Raw genomic sequence first — 17517 nt, 5'->3', positions numbered from 1 at the left:
CGCATGGGCAGCTGCTGGAACCCCATGAACTGGGTGGACTGCGTCGCCGACACGGCCTCCGACGCGGGCGCCAGCGCGTTCACCGGAATCGTCAACTGGCTGACCGAAGGCCTCGGGAAGCTCGTCGGGACCGTGATGACGTGGTGGGTGAAGGTCCCCACCCCCAGCCTCGAAGGCAACGGGAACGGGGTCAAGGGAGACCCGGTCGGATGGATCTGGCTGCACACCGGGTGGATCACCACATGGATAGCCGTGCTGTGCCTGCTCGTAGCGGCAGGCAGGATGGCTCTCACCCGGCGTGGTGAGGCCGCCGTCGAAGCGGCCAAGGGGCTGTTGACCCTGACCGTCGTCACAGCGGCGAGCGTGGGCGGCTTCAACCTCCTCGCCCAGGCGTCGGACTCCTTCTCCGAGTGGATCATCACGGAGGCGTACGGCGGCAAGGAGTTCGGCGAAGCGGTCGTCGGATGGCTCGGGCTCTCCATGATGGTGGGGTTCAACGGCCCCGTCATCGCGTTGATCCTGGCACTGATCGCCACCCTGGCCTGCATCGCCCAGGTCGGACTCATGATGGTGCGGACGGCCATGCTGGTGCTCCTGGTCGGCACCCTGCCGCTGAGCGCCGCCGCGTCATCGACCGCCGCCGGGCAGGCCTGGTTCCGCAAGTCGCTGGGCTGGCTGATCGCCTTCATCCTCTACAAGCCCGCGGCCGCGATCGTCTACGCGACCGCGATCCGGATGACCGCCGTGGCGGGCGACGGCGAGGCCGACTCCGGCACCATGCTGATGTCGATCTGCGGGATCATGCTGATGATCCTGGCCCTCGTCGCCCTGCCCGCACTGATGCGCTTCACCACCCCCCTGGTGCAGGCCGCCGGTTCCGGCGGCGCCGGGGGCGGGGCGGCGGCCGGCATGGGCCGGGCCGTCGCGTCCGGCGCCAAACGCGTCGGACAGATGCGCAACTCCTCTGCCGGGCCCGCGCCTTCGGGCGGTCCGAAGCCGCCCATGGGCGCCCGCCCCACCCCCGGCGGCACCGGAGGAGCGATGAAGAGCAGCGCCTCCATCTCCACGACAGCGAAGGCATCGGGAGGGGTTGCCATGAAGGGGGCGGCCGCCGCCGGCCCGGTCGGCATCGCCGTGGCGGTCACCGCCGCCGCGGTCAAGGGTGCGAAGGGCGCGGCGCGCAAGGCCGTGGACAACTCAGCGAACGGGGGCCCCAGTGGCAGCGAGTGAGATCAGCGGGCCGCGCACGTACGGCAACTGGCGCAAACCCACCTCACCGGGCATTCACGGGCTCGGCATGGCGGGCACCATGGTGCTGCTCGGCGGAATGGTCCTGGTCGTCCTGGCCATGCTCGTTTCGATCTGGCTCGCCGTGGCCTTCGGAGTGGTCGTCGCCCTGGCCCTGGTGCCCCTGCTGCTGCGCGACCGGCACGGCCGCAACGGCCTGCAACGCTCCACCGCACGGTTCGCGTTCGCACGCGGAAAGTCGTCCGGGAAGAACGTCTACCGGTCCGGCCCCCTGGGCCGCACCGCGCACGGTACCTGCCAACTCCCCGGCCTGGCAGCGGCATCCACACTCGCCGAAGGCACCGACGCCCACGGCAACCCCTTCGCCCTGCTGAGCGTCCCCTCGACCAACCACCACACCGCCGTCCTCCAGTGCGACGCCGACGGCGCCTCCCTCGTCGACGAGGACCAGGTCGACACCTGGGTGGCGCACTGGGGGCAGTGGCTGGCCTCCCTCGCCTACGAACCCGGCCTCGTCGCCTGCTCGGTGACCATCGAGGCCGCCCCCGACCCCGGCACCCGCCTGGAACGCGAGATCACGGACAACATCGACCCGGCCGCCCCCGCGCTCGCGCAGGAGGTCCTGCACGAGGTCATGCGCACCTACCCGGCGGGCTCCGCGACGCTGACCACCCGCATCGCACTCACCTACTCCGGCGCGGCCCGCCCCGGACAGAAGCGGCGCGACATCGCCGCGATGTCCGAACTCATCGGCCTGCGCCTGCCCGGCCTGGCCTCCAACCTCTCGATGACCGGGGCGGGACCGGCACGCCCGATGAGCGCCGCCGACCTCACCGACGCGGTCAGGGTGGCGTACGACCCCTCGGTCTCCGTCCTGGTCGAGGAGGCCCGCGGCGACGGAGGCACCGGCATCACCTGGAACGACGCGGGCCCCATCGGCGCCGAAGAGGCCTGGGACCACTACCGGCACGACGGCGCGCACTCCATCACCTGGTCGATGAGCGAGGCCCCGCGCGGCGAGGTCTTCTCCTCCGTGCTGACCTCGCTGCTGCTGCCGCACCCCGACATCAGCCGGAAGCGCGTCACCCTCCTCTACCGCCCGCACGACCCGGCCACCGCCGCCAGGGTCGTCGAACGCGACCACAAGGACGCCCTGTTCAAGGCCCAGCAGGCCAAGGTCGAGAACGCCCGCGACTCCGTCGGCGTCCGCGCCGCCGAGCAGGCGGCCAGAGAAGAGGCGACCGGAGCCGGCGTCGTCCGCTTCGGGATGCTGGTCACCGCGACCGTACTGGACCGCGACGACCTCGAGCGCGCTGCCGCAGCCGTCGACAACCTGTCCGCACCCGCCCGGGTCGCGCTGCGCCGCGTGCACGGCTCCCAGGCCTCCGCATTCGCCGCCGCCCTGCCCATCGGCATCGTGCTGCCGCACCACCTGCGCGTACCTCAAGCCGTACGCGACGCCATGTAGCCCGTAAGCCGCAAGGGGAGAAGACGTTGGCCAAGCAGAAGACCCCCGCCGCGCCCCGGCCCCCGCGCCCGGGCTGGCGGGGCTGGCCGGGCCGGGGCGCGGGGAGCGCCGCGTATGTCGAGGCCGCCCCCGAATGGCGGGGGACCACCGTGCAGGTCTGCGGGATGTGGCCGTTCGCGGCCGGCTCCGGCACCCCCATGGTCGGGGTGCCGCTGGGCCGCGACCTGATCTCCGGCGCGGCGGTGTGCTGCGATCCCATCTCCTGGTTCCAGCGTGCCAACCTGCTCCTCAACCCGTCCGCGTTCGTGCTCGGGAAGCCGGGGCTGGGGAAGTCGACGGTGGTGCGCCGGATGGCGCTCGGCCTGGCCGGGTACGGCACCTACCCCATGGTCTTCGGCGACCTCAAGCCCGACTACGCCGACCTGGTCGCCGCCCTCGGCGGGCAGGTCATCACCCTGGGCCGGGGCCGCGGCTACCTCAATCCGCTCGACACCTCGATCGCCGCGGACGCCGCCGCCCGGCTGACCGGCGAGGCCAGGCGCGCGCTCATCGCCGACGCGCACGGGCGCCGGCTGAACGCCGTGTCCGCGCTGCTGACGATCTCCCGGGGCGAACCACCGAGCGACCGGGAGGAGACGATCATCGCCGCCGCCCTGACGGTCCTCGACGACCGGCACGACGGCAGCCCCGTCATGGCCGACCTCCTGCGGGTCGTGCACGAGGCGCCGGAACTCGTGAGGTCCGTCGCCCTGGACCGGGGCAGCCTCGGCCGCTACCGGGACATCACCGAGTCGCTGGAGTCCTCGCTGACCGGACTCCTCGGGCAGGGCCGCCTCGGCGACATGTTCGCCCACCCCACCTCGGTCCCCATGAACACCGACCGGCCCGTGTGCTTCGACGTCTCCTCCATCGACGACTCCGAAGTCCTGCTCCAGGCCGCGGCGTTGCTGTCCTGCTGGACATACGGGTTCAGCGCCGTGGCCGCCTCGCAGGCCCTCGCCGACGCCGGTCTCGAACCCCAGCGCCACTACTTCGTCATCCTCGACGAGCTGTGGCGGGTGCTGCGGGCCGGGCGCGGCCTGGTCGACCGGGTCGACGCGCTGACCCGCCTCAACCGGCAGCGCGGCGTCGGCATGGCGATGATCACCCACACCATGTCCGACCTGCTCGCGCTGTCCGCGGAGGAGGACCGGATGAAGGCCAAGGGCTTCGTGGAACGCGCCGGCATGGTGATCTGCGGTGGGCTTCCCGGAGCCGAGATGCCCCAGCTGAACCAGGTGGTCGCCATGTCGGGCGTCGAACAGGAAATGATCAGCGGATGGTCGACACCGCCCGCCTGGGACGCGGGCGCCGGCCGTGAGGCACCGCCGCCCGGCCGGGGCAAGTTCCTCATCAAGGTCGGCGGGCGGCCCGGCATCCCGCTACAGGTGGAGCTGACCCGGGCCGAACTGGCCGTCAACGACACCAACCGCAGGTGGGCCGCCAGATGACCGCCACCGAAGGGAAGCGGGGGGCCGGTTCGGAGGCGGGCCCCTTCCTCTTCCTGGGACTGGTGCTCACCGTCGTCCTCGCCGTGGTGGGCTGTTGGACCGCCGCCCTGGCGGGGGCCGCGATCAACGACCGGCCCGCGCCGGCCGCCAACCCGTTCACCTACGCCATCGGGCTGCCCGGCGGCACGTCGCGATGGCCCGGGACACCGGCCACGCTCGTCGCAGCGGCGGAAGGGCTCGTGATCCTCGTGGCCGCCGCGCTCGTCGTACGCGCCCGCCTGCGGAGCGACGCCCGCCCCGGGATCGACCGCGCGGCCCGCCACCTGGGCCGGGGCAAGGACCTCGACAAGCTCAGCGCCAAGGGCGCCACCGCCACCGCGGCCCGCCTGGGCACGAGGTCCGCGACACCCGGCGTGTTCATCGGACGGACCGTGAACGGCGCACGCCCGCTGTACGGGTCCTTCGAGGACATGCACATCGACATCTGGGGCCCCCGCACCGGCAAGACCACCCGGCGGGCGATCCCCGCGATCCTCGACGCGCCCGGCTCCGTACTGGTCACCTCCAACAAGCGCGACGTCGTCGACGCCACACGAGGCCCGCGCGCCGCCAAGGGAGAGGTCTGGGTCTTCGACCCGCAGGGCCGGGCCGGAGAGCCCCCGTCCTGGTGGTGGAACCCCCTGGGATACGTCACGGACGTCTCGCGCGCCCGGAAGCTGGCCGGCCACTTCGCGATGGGCTCACGCGAGCAGGGCGCCAGCACCGACGCGTTCTTCGAACCGGCCGGACAGGACCTCCTGGCGAACCTGCTCCTGGCGGCCGCCGAGTCCAAGGCCCCCATCACCCAGGTCTACCAGTGGCTGACCAAGCCCAAGGACGACACCCCCGTCCGCATCCTGCGCACACACGGCCACGCACTGCCCGCCGACGCCGTCGAAGGGGTCGTCACGGCCCCGGAGAAGCAGCGCGGCGGCATCTACGGCACCGCGATGCAGATGGCCTCGTGCCTGGTGAACCCGGCCGTCCACCCCTGGATCACCCAGGGCAGGTCCATGGCCAAGCGCCGAGAATTCGTGCCCGCGGACTTCGTCGCCGACAACACCGGCACCCTGTACTCCCTCTCCCGGGAGGGCAAGGACTCCGCGGGCCCGCTGGTGACCGCCCTGACCGTCGCCGTCGTGGAGGCGGCCGAGGAGGCCGCGACCGTACAGCCCGGCGGCCGGCTGACCGTTCCCCTGCTCGGCGTCCTGGACGAGGCGGCGAACGTCTGCCGCTGGGCGGACCTGCCCGACCTGTACTCCCACTACGGCTCGCGCGGCATCATCCTCATGACGATCCTGCAGTCCTGGGCCCAGGGCATCGAGGTCTGGGGCGAGAAGGGCATGGAGAAGCTCTGGTCGGCGGCCAACATCCGGCTGTACGGGGGAGGCGTATCCGACACCCGCTTCCTCGGCGACCTCTCCCAGCTGGCCGGGGAATTCGAGGCCGAGACCGTCGCGGTCTCCTACCAGCCGGCCCAGTCCGGCATGGGACTGTTCTCCAACCGCTCCACCAACCACTCCCCACGCCGCGAACGCGTCCTGGACGTCGCCGACCTCGGCGCGATGCCGCCCGGCCGCGCCCTGGTACTGGCCTCCGGCACCCCACCTGTCCTGGTCGCGACCATCCCCTGGTGGGAGGGCCCGTACGCGGAGGACGTACGCGCCTCGCTCAAGGACCACGACCCCGGAGCCCGCCCGTGACCGACATCTGGCAGGACACCGACGAGGCGTACGCCGAGGCGGAGAGCGAGGAGCCGGTCTTCGCCTCCCTCGACGCGTTCGTCACCGACCATCTCGCCCAGCTGATCCGCCGCCGCATCAACGGCACCACGCTGACCTGGTGCCCCGCCTGGTGGAAACACGCGGAGGCGATCTCCCGCCTGGACGCCGTGTGGCGGGCCTGGGAACACCTGCGCCTGGACGCGAACCTCGGCATGTCGACCTGGTGGCTCTACCACTGCGACCCGCACCTCAACGCCCTGCTCGACGCCGACACCGGCCCCTTCTCCGCCTGTTCCCCCGCCGACGGCCACACCGCCTACCCGCACCCCCCGCTGCCGGTGGAGCCCTCGGACCCGGCGATGTGGACCGGGACCGCGTTCATGGCGCGTGAGGACGGGACGGGCCGGTAGCCGGCGGACGGAACGCGCCCACCGGGGACGGGCCCCGGGCGTTCGGCCCGGGTCTCACGGCCCGTTCAGGTAGGCCAGCACCGCCAGCACGCGGCGGTTGCCGGTCCCGTCGTCCGTGATGCCGAGCTTGCCGAACAGCGAGGTCGTGTACTTGCTGATGGCGCTGTCGCTGAGGAACAGCCGTCGTGCGATGGCCTGGTTGGACAGGCCCTCGGCCATGAGGGCCAGTACGGAGTGCTCGCGCTCGGTGAGCCCGCCGAGGCGGCGGTGGGACGAGCCGCTGGAGAGCAGCTTCGCGATGACCGCCGGGTCCATGGCCGTGCCCCCGGCCGCGACCCGCTCCAGCGCGTCGAGGAACTGGTCGGCGTCGAACACGCTCTCCTTCAGGAAGTAGCCGACGCCGCCCGAGCCGTCGGCCAGCAACTCGCGGGCGTACAACTGCTCCACGTACTGGGACAGGACCAGGACGGGCAGGCCGGGGACGTCGGCGCGGGCGGCGAGGGCGGCTCGCAGGCCCTCGTCCGTCTGCGTCGGCGGCATGCGGACATCGACCACGGCGACGTCCGGCCGCCACGCGCGCAGGGCGTCCAGGGTCTCGGGGCCGGTGGCGGCCGTCGCCACCACCTCGTGGCCGTACGCCTCGATGAGGCGGACCATGCCGTCGCGCAGGAGATAGAGGTCCTCGGCTACAACGATTCGCATGGCACCATGATCCTCGCCCGGGTCGGGCCGCCGGCCGGACTCGTGAGGTCCAGGGTGCCGTCGAAGACCGCCAGGCGCCGCCGCAGCCCGGCGAGCCCGCCGCCGTCCCGGACGACGGCCCCGCCGCGCCCGTCGTCCTCGGTCTCGACCACGAGGTCGGTACCGTCCCGGGCGAGGGAGATCCGCAGCCGGGTCGCGTGGGCGTGCTTGACCGCGTTGGCGAGCAGTTCGGCGACGCCGAAGTACACCGCCGACTCGACGGGCGCGTCCAGCCGCTGCGGGACGTCGGCGCTCACCTCCGTTTCGAGCGGGCTGTCCAGGGCCAGCGCCCGTACGGCGTCGACCAGGCCCCGGTCGTTGAGCACGGGCGGGTTGATGCCGTGGACCAGGTCGCGCAGCTCGGCCAGCGAGGCGGTCGCGCCGGCCCGCGCTTCGCGCATCAGGGCCCTGGCCCGGACGGGGTCGGTCTCCATCAGCTTCTCCACGACGGCCAGGGAGAGCCCGAGCGCGACGAGCCGGGCCTGCGCACCGTCGTGCAGGTCCCGCTCGATGCGGCGGATCTCGGCGGCCTGTGCGACCGTCGCGTCCGCCCGCTGCCCGGTCAGCTCGTCCACCCGGTCAGCCAGCGCCATCCTGACCGAGGGCCGCAGGAAACGGACGGCGACCGGGGCGACGGGCCGCCAGGCGTACGGGGCGGAGGCGACGGCCACGAGGAGGCCGAGGAGCCGGCCGACGACCCCGGCGCCGAGCCCCAGGACGGCCACCGCGAGCCCCGCCGGCGGGACGCACGCCACGAGCCCCGCCGCCACCGGGGCGATCGCGGTGAACCGCAGGTCGCGCCAGTTGGCCGGGTCCTTCCAGCGCAGCCGCCACCGCTGGTCCATGAGGGCGTCGCGGCTGGTGCGGTGGTAGTCGAAGCCGTTCCACCAGTACCCGGTGGCCATCCGCGTCACCGGCGGGGCCTCGCGGTAACCGGACGCGATCTCGGTGCCCGACCAGCGGGCGACCAGGAAGCGGACCGCCCGGCAGACCGGCCGGGCCGACGCGAGCGTGCCCACGCACACCAGCACGGAGGGCCCCACCCACGACCACGGGTTCACCGCCCCCCACCACACCCCCCACGCCACCGCGCCCGCCCATACGGCCGGGATCAGCAGCGTGACGGCGGCGACGGCGCACGCCCGTACGAAGCCCACGCCGGCCCGGACCGGCCACGAACCCAGCACCCTCATCCGTCCGCCCCTCCGCGTTCCGTTCGGTGCACCCACTCTGCACCGGGCGGAGCGCCCCGAGGCCCCGGTCGGCGAAGGAGTGGGTCCAGCCCCACCCCCTTGTGCGTCCAGACGCATACCGAGCCCGACGCACGGTTCGTAGCGTCGTCGGCATGGACTCGAAGACGGACAGCCGGGACAGCCGGCCCTTGACCATCTCCCCCGAGGCCCGACGGGCCCTCGACTCGGCGCGCGACTGCGTCAAGCTCTACGGGGTACTCGGCGCCGCTGCCCTCGCCGCGGTCGTCGTGGTGGCGGCCACCGGCCACACGGTGAACACGTTCATGTGGGTCCGCGCGGCCCTGCTGCCCCTGATCGCGCTCCTGATCCTCCGGATCACCGCCTCCGCCGCCCAGGGCTCCCGCCGCGCCTTCGATCGCGTGAGCACCCTCGCGGTGATCATGCCGATCGCGATCATCGGCATCGACCTGGTCCCGGGCGTGTGCCCGCCCTGGTACGCGGTGGCGCAGACGCTCTGCGTGCTGCCGGTGATCCGCGTCGCGTCCCTCACCCGGGGCGCGGCCCTGAAGGCGGCGTTCCCCAAGGCGGGCTGAGGACGGTCGTTCCGGTGGTCCGAGACGGGCGAGGACGGCCGTTCCGGCGGACCGCGAGGGCAGCGCTCGGGACGGGACCACCCTCACCGCTCCTTGTGGGGCGGGGCGGTCGCCCGGGTGTGCTTCAGGCCGCCCCGCCCACCTGGAGCGGCTTCGCGTAGCAGAGGCTGCTGTCGTACGTCCGGTAGTGGCCGAACTTCGCGCACGGCGTGTACCCGCAGGACAGGTAGAGGGCGATCGCCTCCGGCTGCCGGTCGCCGGTCTCCAGCACCATGCGCGTACGCCCCGCCGCCCGCGCGTCGGCCTCCAGCGCGGCCAGGATGCGGCGGGCCAGACCCTGGCCGCGCCCCTCGGGTATCACGTACATCCGCTTCAGCTCGGCGTCGCCGTCCGAGTAGCCCTCCTCGTTGCGCTCCTGCGCCCGCCAGCCGCCCGTGGCGACCGGCTGGTCCGACGCGTCGTACGCGATCAGGTACAGGCCGTGAGGGGGGTCGAACATCGTCGCGTCCAGCGGTGTGATGTCGCCCTCGTCGCCGTAGCGCTCGGCGTATTCGAGCTGCACGCGATCGTTGAGTTTGACGGCATCGGGGTGGTCGAAGGCCCGGACGTGGATATTCATGCGAGGTATCGTACATGTATGCGGCATCGATCGTCGGTATCGTGCCGGAATGCTCACTGTGACCTCCGTGAATGTAAACGGTCTCCGCGCCGCGGCCAAGAAGGGCTTCGTCGAGTGGCTGGCGCAGACCGACGCCGACGTGATCTGCCTCCAGGAGGTACGCGCCGAGCCCGAGCAGCTGCCGGCGGAGGTCCGTGAGCCCGAGGGCTGGCACACCGTCCACGCACCGGCCGCCGCCAAGGGCCGGGCCGGGGTCTCGGTCTACTCGCGGCGGGCCCCGGAGCGGGTGCAGATCGGCTTCGGCGGGTACGGGCACGCAGGCTGCGAGGAGTTCGACACGAGCGGGCGGTACGTCGAGATCGACCTGCCCGGCGTCACGGTCGCGAGCCTGTACCTGCCCTCCGGCGAGGTCGGCACCGAGCGGCAGGACGAGAAGGAGCGCTTCATGGCGGCCTTCCTGCTCTACCTCGTCGGGCTGAAGGCACGCGCCGCCGCCGAGGGCCGCGAGGTCGTCGTCTGCGGCGACTGGAACATCGCCCACGAGGAGGCGGACCTCAAGAACTGGCGGGCCAACCGCAAGAGCTCCGGCTTCCTGCCCGAGGAGCGGGAGTGGCTGAGCCGGGTCTTCGCCGAGGCCGCGTACGTCGACGTCGTACGCGCCCTGCACCCGCACGTCGAGGGCCCGTACTCCTGGTGGTCCTACCGCGGACGCGCCTTCGACAACGACACCGGCTGGCGCATCGACTACCAGGTGGCGACCCCCGGACTCGCCGCCCGCGCCGTGAAGGCATGGGTCGAGCGGGCCGCCACGCACGGCGAGCGGTGGAGCGACCACGCGCCCGTGACGGTGGTGTACGAGCAGTAGGGGCGGGGTAGGGCGAGGGCGACGTGCCCCTACCCGGACCTACCCGGGCGGCGGGCGGCTCACGCTTCCGGCCCCGGGGCTGCCCTGGCGGCGGCCGGCTCACGCCTACGCCTCCGGCCACCGGCCGCTTACACCTCCGGCCGCTTGCCGTCGCGGGCGCCGCCTACGCCTCCTCCGGCTGCTGCTCCCGCCGTAGCCTCCGGTCCAGGGCCATCGACAGTTCCGCGTCCATCACCGCGCGGGCCAGCGGGCGCAGTTGGGGCGGTTCGGCCTCCGCGCTGTGCTCGCGCAGCACCGTGACGAAGAGGTCGGCCAGCGCCTCGGCGTGCTCGCGGACACGGCGGCCGGTGGCGAGGACCGTGGCGAGCGGGACGCCTTCCCGCACCAGCTCGGCCGACACCTCCAGCAGGCGGCGGCTGATGTGGACGATCTCCTCGCCGTCCGTGCCGAGGTAGCCCAGCTCCAGGGCCGTCGCCAGGTTCTCCGGCGTGGACTCGTCCTCGAAGTAGTCCGCCAGCTGCTCGGGCGTGAGCCGGACCGGGACCTCCTCGGTCGGCTCGCCCAGACCCAGTACCTCCGCCACATCGCGCCCGCTCTCGAAGGTGCGGGCCAGGTCGGCGATGCCGGTCAGGGTGTGGCCGCGCTCCAGGAGCCCGGTGATCGTGCGCAGGCGGGCCAGGTGGTGGTCGTCGTACCAGGCGATGCGGCCCTCGCGGCGGGGCGGCGAGATCAGGCCGCGTTCCCGGTAGAAACGCAGGGTCCGTACGGGGATGCCGGCCTCCCTGGCCAGCTCCTCCATGCGGTACTCGCGGTGCTCGCGCCCTTCTGCCACCCCCGCACCCTACCGGCCGTCCGGCACCGGCGAACGGCCTCCCGGCTCAACTTGTACCGCCGGTAACTTTCCCGTGCCCGCCCCCTACCCATCGGTACGAAGCTGCTCTAGTCTCCCAACAATGCCAGTGATTGCTGGCAGAGTCGTGTGACGTACCGCGGGAGGCGGCAGCATGGCCCAGCACGAGCACGAGCACGTACGCGTGGCGGTGATCGGAAGCGGATTCGGGGGCCTCGGGGCGGCGGTCCGGCTGCGCCGCGAAGGCATCACCGATTTCGTGGTCCTGGAGCGGGCCGGTTCGGTCGGCGGCACCTGGCGCGACAACAGCTATCCCGGCTGCGCCTGCGACGTACCGTCCCACCTCTACTCCTTCTCGTTCGCCCCCAACCCCGAGTGGCCGCGCACCTTCTCCGGGCAGGAGCACATCCGCGCCTACCTGGAGCACGTCGCCGACACCTTCGGGCTGCGCCCGCACCTCAGGCTCAACCACGAGGTGACGCGGATGCGCTGGGACAACGACGAGCTGCACTGGGTCATCGACAGCGCCAACGGCACCACCGTCCTCGCCGACGTCGTCGTCTCCGCGACCGGCCCGCTCTCCGACCCGAAGATGCCCGACATCCCGGGTCTCGCCGACTTCCCCGGCAAGGTCTTCCACTCCGCCCGCTGGGACCACGACGCCGACCTCACCGGCAAGCGCGTCGCGATGATCGGCACCGGCGCCTCCGCCATCCAGATCGTCCCCGCGATCCAGCCGAAGGCCGGAAGGCTCACCCTCTTCCAGCGCACCCCGCCGTGGGTCATGCCCCGCATGGACCGGCAGATCAGCGGCGCCGAACGCTGGCTGCACCGCGCCCTCCCCGTCACCGGCACCGCCCGCCGCGGACTGCTCTGGGGCATCCGGGAGTTGCAGGTCAGCGCCTTCACCAAGCACCCCGACCAGCTCGGCCTGGTCGAGCGGATAGCCAAGTCCAACATGGCCCGCGCCATCAAGGACCCCGCCCTGCGCGCCAAGCTGACCCCCTCGTACCGCATCGGCTGCAAGCGCATCCTGCTGTCCAGCACGTACTACCCAGCCCTCGCCCAGCCCAACGTCGACGTCGTCGCCTCCGGCCTCGCCGAGGTGCGCGGTTCGACGGTCGTCGCCTCGGACGGTACGGAGGCCGAGGTCGACGCGATCATCTTCGGCACCGGCTTCCACGTCACCGACATGCCGATCGCCGAACGCGTGATCGGCGCCGACGGCATGACGCTCACCGACTCCTGGAAGGACGGCATGCAGGCGCTGCGCGGCGCGAGCGCCGCCGGCTTCCCCAACTGGATGACGATCATCGGCCCCAACACCGGGCTCGGGAACTCCTCGATGATCCTCATGATCGAGTCCCAGCTGAACTACATGGCCGACTACCTGCGCCAGCTGAACGTCCTCGGCGGCAAGGTCGCCCTCGACGCCCGCCCCTCCGCCGTCAGCGCCTGGAACCGCCGCGTGCAGGACCGCATGAAGCGCACCGTCTGGAACACCGGCGGCTGCAACAGCTGGTACCTGGACGCCAACGGCCGCAACACCACCGTCTGGCCCGGCACCACCGCCGAGTTCCGCAAGGCCACCCGGAACGTCGACCTCTCCGAGTACCAGGTCCTGCGCGCCTCGCTGCCCGCCCAGCGCGACGCCGAGCAGGCCGTCCCCGTCTCCGAGGAGGTGGCCGGATGAGCCGCCCCCTGCCGACCGCCGGCCTGAGGCCCGTGCCCGCCCGCGAACTCCTCGCCGTCTCCGCAGACGGCTCCCGCATACACGTCGAGGTGCACGGCCAGGACGGCGCACCCGCCGTCGTCCTCTCCCACGGCTGGACCTGCAACACCCACTTCTGGGACGCCCAGATAAAGGACCTCGCCGTCGACCACCGCGTCATCGCCTACGACCAGCGCGGCCACGGCACCTCGCCCGCCGCCGGCCGCGACGGCTACAGCACCGACGCCCTCGCCGACGACCTCGAAGCGGTCCTCGCCGCCACCCTCGCCCCCGGCGAGAAGGCCGTCCTCGCCGGGCACTCCATGGGCGGCATGACGATCATGTCCGCCTCCCGCCGCCCCCGGCTGCGCGAGCACGCCGCCGCCGCCCTGCTGTGCAGCACCGGCAGCTCCCGCCTCCTCGCCGAATCGCTCGTCGTACCGATGCGCCCCGGCGCCGTCCGCACCCGCCTCACCCGCGCCATACTCGGCGCCCGCGCCCCCCTCGGACCGGTCACACCGGTTTCCCGCCGGATACTCAAGTACGGGACAATGGGGCCCGGTTCGGCCCCCGATCGGGTCGACACCTGCGCCCGCATCGTGCACGACTGCCCCCGCATACCCCGGGTGGCCTGGGGCCACGTCCTCGCCGACCTCGATCTCGACGCGGGCGTACGGGAGTTGCGGGTGCCCACCGCGGTCATCGCGGGTACCGAGGACCGGCTCACGCCGCCCGTCCACGCCCGCGCCATCGCGGCGGCGCTGCCCGACTGCCTGGGGCTGACCGAGCTGACAGGCATGGGCCACATGACTCCGGTGGAGGCGCCGGAGGTGGTCACGGCGAAGATACGGGAACTGGTGACCACGTACCTCCCGGTCCTCCCGGAACGGGACACCACTGACGTCGAGGGCAAGGAGGAGGTCGCATGAGCGGCAGGGGAATTCTCGAAGGACAGGTCGTCGTCGTCACCGGTGCGGCCCGCGGCGTCGGCGAACTGCTCGCCCGCAAACTCTCCGCCCGCGGCGCCGTCCTCGCCCTCGTCGGCCTGGAGCCGGACGAGCTGAAGAAGGTCTCCGAGCGCCTCCACGGCGACAGCGACCACTGGCACGCCGACGTCACCGACCACGAAGCCATGGCCCGCGTCGCCCAGGAGGTCAAGGCCCGCTTCGGCAAGGTCGACATCGTCGTCGCCAACGCCGGCGTCGCCACCGGCGGCCCCCTCGTCGACTCCGACCCCGTCGCCTGGCGCCGGGTCATCGAGGTCAACCTGATCGGCGGCGCCGTCACCGCCCGCGCCTTCCTGCCCGTCCTCATGGAGAGCCGCGGCTACTTCCTCCAGATCGCCTCCCTCGCCGCGATAACCCCGGCCCCGATGATGAGTGCCTACTGCGCCTCCAAGTCGGGCGTCGAAGCCTTCGCCCACAGCCTGCGCGCCGAGGTCGGCTACCGGGGCGTGAAGGTCGGCGTCGGCTACCTCTCCTGGACCGACACCGACATGGTCCGGGGCGCCGACGAGGACGACGTCATGCGCGACCTGCGCAAGCGCCTCCCGTGGCCCGCCAACCGCACGTACCCGCTCGGCCCCGCCGTCGACCGCATCGTCGCCGGCATCGAGCGCCGCTCCGCCCACGTCTACGCCCAGTGGTGGCTGCGCGGCATGCAGTCCGTACGCGGCTACCTGCCGACCCTCATCGGCGTCGTCGGCCAGCGCGAGATGCGCCGCTTCGGCCCGCGCCTGGAGGGCATCAGCAAGGGCCTCGTCGGCGCGGGCGGCGCCGCTGACCAGGACGAACGCTCGGCGCGCACGCAGCGTAACTGATCGACATGCGGAGCGTTTCGGGCCGTGTGAATCTGGTCGTGGCCCCACCGGGGCCGTCCCCCACGCACCCCGTAGGAGTGAACAGCATGGGCATCGCCGACCAGTTCAAGGACAAGGCCAAGGACCTCGCCGACCAGGCGAAGAGCACGGCGCAGGACCAGGGCCAGAAGCAGTCGAAGGACCGCAAGGGCCAGGGCCGCGACAAGGCCCGCAACACGGCCGAGCAGGGCCGCGACCGTGCGCAGGGCACTGCGGACGACATGCGGGAGCGCTTCGACCGCTGACCGGTCGACGGTTGCCCTACGCGCCGAGGGGCGCGCCCGGATCACCTCCGGGCGCGCCCCTTCGCACTGCCGGACGCTTCGTGCTGCGGGCGCGCCGGTCAGGCGGCACGCCAGCGCTGGTTGTCACGGCCGTTGCACTCCCAGAGCACGATCTGGGAGCCGCTCGCCCCGCCGAAGAGATCCAGGCACTTGCCGGTGGACGCGGACACCAGCGCCGTACCGGAAAGGCTGATGCGCTGCGCGGAAGACCGGTTGCAGCCGGCCAGGACGACCGGAGTACGGTCCTCGGTTCCGGTGAGCGTTGCGCAGAAACCTCCCTGCCGCAGACTGCCGTCGGGACCGGGACTCCAGGACTGACCGGACGAACCGTCACAGGCGGATGCCACGAGCTGCGCACCCGAGCCCGCGCCGGTCAGGCACTTGCCCGACGCCTCGACGGCCAGAGGGAAGGCGCGGACCTCGGTCGAACCGCCGCCGTTGCCGCTGCCCGGTTTCGCGGCGCCGTCCGTTCCGGAGTCGTCCGCGTCCGACGACGAGCCGGAGCTCGCGGAGGCGGTGCTCCCGCCCGGACCGGGCGTGCTCCGGGGCTCCTTGCCCGATGGCGAAGAGGCGGCGGCGGACGGGATGACGGAGGGGGACGCTGTTCGCTCCGCCGTCGGAACCCCCGGCAGTGGCGACTGGCCCCCGGCTTCCTCGGCCTCGCTGTCGGGCCGTACGGGACCTTCGGCAGGCGCGTCGGCCCGACGGCTGGAGCTGTCGGAGCCCCCGCCGGCCGTAACAGCCACACCCGCGACGACGGCGACGGTTACCACTCCGACGACCGCGGCCGGAATCCACGTCCGTCGCGGGAACGCCCAGCGACGAGGGGCGGCGGCCGGTGATATCTCATGAGCCGGTACTTCATGAGCCGACTCCGCGGAGGACCGCGGGAGACCGGGGTCCGCGAGGCCCTGCGCCGGTGCGCTCCGACCCGCCTCGTTCTCGTCGCTCTCGGCATGCTGCGCCGCGATGGCGCGAGCCAGTGCGGCACGGGCGGAATCGAGCTTCGACGCGTCGTCGCTCCCAAGGGGCCGGGCGGGCCGTGAGCTGACGGGCCTGGTGACGTGTCGCTTCGGCAGCTCTGCCATTCGGTTGTGCTCCTTGAATATGAGGTCGAGCCCCGAGGGGCGCTCGTGAACGAAGGGGGGCGACCAACGGTGCGTGCCTCTCCCTGACGCGGCCTGTGGTTCCGATGGCGGGGGTCGCCGTACCAGTGGACGGATGCCTTCGGGGCGTGCGAGGAGGGGCGCAGTGGATCAATCCCCATCCAATCGCCGCATGACCTGATAAAGGAAGGCGAACACGCCGGGGCAGATGGCGAATTGGCGGGAGCGGTCCGCGATGGCTTCGCGGGGAGGAGCGGAAGGCGTTACGCCGCTACGTCGGCGGGGCAGACAGGTCGGAGCCACGCCCCGCCGAACCGTCGATCTCCTTGCGCGTGTCCACCGCTGACCGCCCTTCACATGCGCGGGGCGGCGGCCGGAGGATGAGCGGGCTGCCACTGACGCTGGAACTGCTCGCCGTGCCGGAGGCGGTACCGGAGATGCGGCGGATGCTGCGGGGCCGGTTCGCGGGGGAGGACGCGGGCGATCTCGTGCTGTGCGTCAGCGAGTTGCTGAGGAACGTGATCGTGCACGTCGGGGAGGGGACGCCGGTCACGTTACGGGTGACCGGTACGCACACGGGCCGGCTCCGCATCGCGCTGAGCGACCCCGCGCCGGTGGTGTGGCCGGTGCTCCGGTCGGCGGGGGCGGACGGGACGTCGGGGCGGGGGCCGCTGCTGGTGGACGCGGTGGCGCTGCGATGGGGCGTGGAGCAGGGCCCGTACCGCAAGACGGTGTGGTGCGAGCTGCGGGCCCCGGGCCCCGGGCGCCAGGCGGCGGGCGCCGGCCGGTTCGGGGGCTCACCGCGACGCTTCGTAGGCCTCCAGGATCGCGGCGGGGACGCGTCCGCGACCGAAACGGCCCGCCGGAAAAACCGGCAGGCCGTCACGGAATTCGAGGGAATTCAGCTCTTTGCCTTGTACGTGGTGTGGGCGACGCTCGAAGTGGGCCAGAAGTAGTCGTTCACACCGGCAATGGCGAGCGTGGCGTTACCCGCATTCGATGCCCGGTAGGTCCACCCCTTGGTCGCCTTCACGGAAACGGTGGGCGTCGTGCAGGTCTTCGCCTTCCGGCACGCCTTTCCGTTCGACTTGAACGTCTTCCCGTTGTTCCCGGACAGTGCCACCGTGGGGCGCAGGATGAGCCCCGTCTTCTTGCAGGTCATCTTGGCGTTGGCGTAGACCGTGGCGCCCTTGCGCCAGAGGGTGACGGAGTTGGTGCAGCCGCCGTACGCCTTCCCCTTGCCGGTCTGGGCCGCCTGGGCTGCGGTGCCGGACGCCAGAATGAGACCGAGTGCGGCAGTACCGATGGCCATACTCTG

The 17517-nt window shown here is 72.4% G+C and carries 18 protein-coding genes; 12 read left to right on the top strand and 6 right to left on the bottom strand.

Annotated elements, in window-relative coordinates; translation table 11 throughout:
* Window positions 1–3: 3 nt before the first annotated feature.
* Genes E6P78_RS08715 through E6P78_RS08695 form a run of 5 tightly spaced genes read left to right on the top strand, consistent with a single transcriptional unit; the run spans window position 4 to window position 6379 of the window.
* Complete coding sequence (locus tag E6P78_RS08715) at window positions 4–1230, top strand: hypothetical protein (protein WP_136202948.1); 1227 nt, start codon at window positions 4–6, stop codon at window positions 1228–1230.
* Complete coding sequence (locus E6P78_RS08710; RefSeq protein ID WP_206307758.1) at window positions 1217–2716, top strand: SCO6880 family protein; 1500 nt, start codon at window positions 1217–1219, stop codon at window positions 2714–2716. The genes E6P78_RS08715 and E6P78_RS08710 overlap by 14 nt, the downstream gene beginning before the upstream one ends.
* Window positions 2717–2742: 26 nt before the next feature.
* The gene (locus tag E6P78_RS08705) at window positions 2743–4206 is read left to right on the top strand and encodes an ATP/GTP-binding protein (protein ID WP_136202947.1); all 1464 of its coding nucleotides are present in this window, start codon (window positions 2743–2745) and stop codon (window positions 4204–4206) included.
* Complete coding sequence (locus tag E6P78_RS08700) at window positions 4203–5948, top strand: TraM recognition domain-containing protein (protein WP_136202946.1); 1746 nt, start codon at window positions 4203–4205, stop codon at window positions 5946–5948. The genes E6P78_RS08705 and E6P78_RS08700 overlap by 4 nt, the downstream gene beginning before the upstream one ends.
* Window positions 5945–6379 (top strand): DUF4913 domain-containing protein, encoded by a 435-nt coding sequence (locus E6P78_RS08695; RefSeq protein WP_240799111.1) that lies wholly within the window; start codon window positions 5945–5947, stop codon window positions 6377–6379. Before E6P78_RS08700 ends, E6P78_RS08695 begins: the two co-directional genes overlap by 4 nt.
* Window positions 6380–6433: 54 nt before the next feature.
* Here the strand turns inward: E6P78_RS08695 and E6P78_RS08690 are convergent, their stop codons facing one another.
* The gene (locus E6P78_RS08690) at window positions 6434–7081 is read right to left on the bottom strand and encodes a response regulator transcription factor (RefSeq protein ID WP_136202945.1); all 648 of its coding nucleotides are present in this window, start codon (window positions 7079–7081) and stop codon (window positions 6434–6436) included.
* The gene (locus E6P78_RS08685) at window positions 7066–8313 is read right to left on the bottom strand and encodes a histidine kinase (RefSeq protein WP_136202944.1); all 1248 of its coding nucleotides are present in this window, start codon (window positions 8311–8313) and stop codon (window positions 7066–7068) included. Before E6P78_RS08685 ends, E6P78_RS08690 begins: the two co-directional genes overlap by 16 nt.
* Before the next feature lie 152 nt (window positions 8314–8465).
* Here E6P78_RS08685 and E6P78_RS08680 point away from each other — a divergent pair, with 152 nt between their 5' ends.
* A complete protein-coding gene (locus E6P78_RS08680; RefSeq protein WP_136202943.1) occupies window positions 8466–8906 on the top strand; it encodes a hypothetical protein in 441 nt (146 codons plus the stop codon).
* A gap of 124 nt (window positions 8907–9030) precedes the next feature.
* Here E6P78_RS08680 and E6P78_RS08675 read toward each other — a convergent pair whose 3' ends face one another.
* Entirely contained in the window at window positions 9031–9525 is a 495-nt protein-coding gene (locus tag E6P78_RS08675) for a GNAT family N-acetyltransferase (protein WP_136202942.1), read from the bottom strand.
* 49 nt (window positions 9526–9574) lie between these two features.
* On the opposite strand from E6P78_RS08675, the gene E6P78_RS08670 reads away from it, so the two are divergent.
* Window positions 9575–10390, top strand: coding sequence for an exodeoxyribonuclease III (locus E6P78_RS08670; protein WP_136202941.1), 816 nt, complete (start codon window positions 9575–9577; stop codon window positions 10388–10390).
* 163 nt (window positions 10391–10553) lie between these two features.
* Here the strand turns inward: E6P78_RS08670 and E6P78_RS08665 are convergent, their stop codons facing one another.
* A complete protein-coding gene (locus E6P78_RS08665; RefSeq protein WP_136203111.1) occupies window positions 10554–11189 on the bottom strand; it encodes a MerR family transcriptional regulator in 636 nt (211 codons plus the stop codon).
* 205 nt (window positions 11190–11394) lie between these two features.
* Here E6P78_RS08665 and E6P78_RS08660 point away from each other — a divergent pair, with 205 nt between their 5' ends.
* The 4 genes from E6P78_RS08660 to E6P78_RS08645 all read left to right on the top strand — a co-directional run bounded on the left by E6P78_RS08660 (window position 11395) and on the right by E6P78_RS08645 (window position 15054).
* On the top strand, window positions 11395–12933 hold the full coding sequence (locus tag E6P78_RS08660; protein WP_136202940.1) for an NAD(P)/FAD-dependent oxidoreductase: 1539 nt from the start codon (window positions 11395–11397) through the stop codon (window positions 12931–12933).
* On the top strand, window positions 12930–13880 hold the full coding sequence (locus E6P78_RS08655; protein WP_136202939.1) for an alpha/beta fold hydrolase: 951 nt from the start codon (window positions 12930–12932) through the stop codon (window positions 13878–13880). Before E6P78_RS08660 ends, E6P78_RS08655 begins: the two co-directional genes overlap by 4 nt.
* A complete protein-coding gene (locus E6P78_RS08650; protein ID WP_136202938.1) occupies window positions 13877–14770 on the top strand; it encodes an SDR family oxidoreductase in 894 nt (297 codons plus the stop codon). The genes E6P78_RS08655 and E6P78_RS08650 overlap by 4 nt, the downstream gene beginning before the upstream one ends.
* Before the next feature lie 86 nt (window positions 14771–14856).
* On the top strand, window positions 14857–15054 hold the full coding sequence (locus E6P78_RS08645; protein ID WP_136202937.1) for a hypothetical protein: 198 nt from the start codon (window positions 14857–14859) through the stop codon (window positions 15052–15054).
* A gap of 98 nt (window positions 15055–15152) precedes the next feature.
* Here the strand turns inward: E6P78_RS08645 and E6P78_RS08640 are convergent, their stop codons facing one another.
* On the bottom strand, window positions 15153–15839 hold the full coding sequence (locus E6P78_RS08640) for an RICIN domain-containing protein (RefSeq protein WP_136202936.1): 687 nt from the start codon (window positions 15837–15839) through the stop codon (window positions 15153–15155).
* A gap of 740 nt (window positions 15840–16579) precedes the next feature.
* Here E6P78_RS08640 and E6P78_RS08635 point away from each other — a divergent pair.
* Window positions 16580–17155, top strand: a complete 576-nt coding sequence (locus tag E6P78_RS08635; protein ID WP_240799110.1) for an ATP-binding protein — start codon at window positions 16580–16582, stop codon at window positions 17153–17155.
* Here the strand turns inward: E6P78_RS08635 and E6P78_RS08630 are convergent.
* Window positions 17101–17511, bottom strand: coding sequence for a hypothetical protein (locus E6P78_RS08630; RefSeq protein ID WP_136202935.1), 411 nt, complete (start codon window positions 17509–17511; stop codon window positions 17101–17103). The genes E6P78_RS08635 and E6P78_RS08630 overlap by 55 nt on opposite strands.
* Window positions 17512–17517 lie beyond the last annotated feature (6 nt).

It is taken from the genome of Streptomyces sp. A0958 (genome assembly GCF_004795035.1).
In the GTDB taxonomy this organism is placed as follows: Bacteria; Actinomycetota; Actinomycetes; order Streptomycetales; family Streptomycetaceae; genus Streptomyces.
This window is presented reverse-complemented; position numbering and strand designations above follow the sequence as displayed.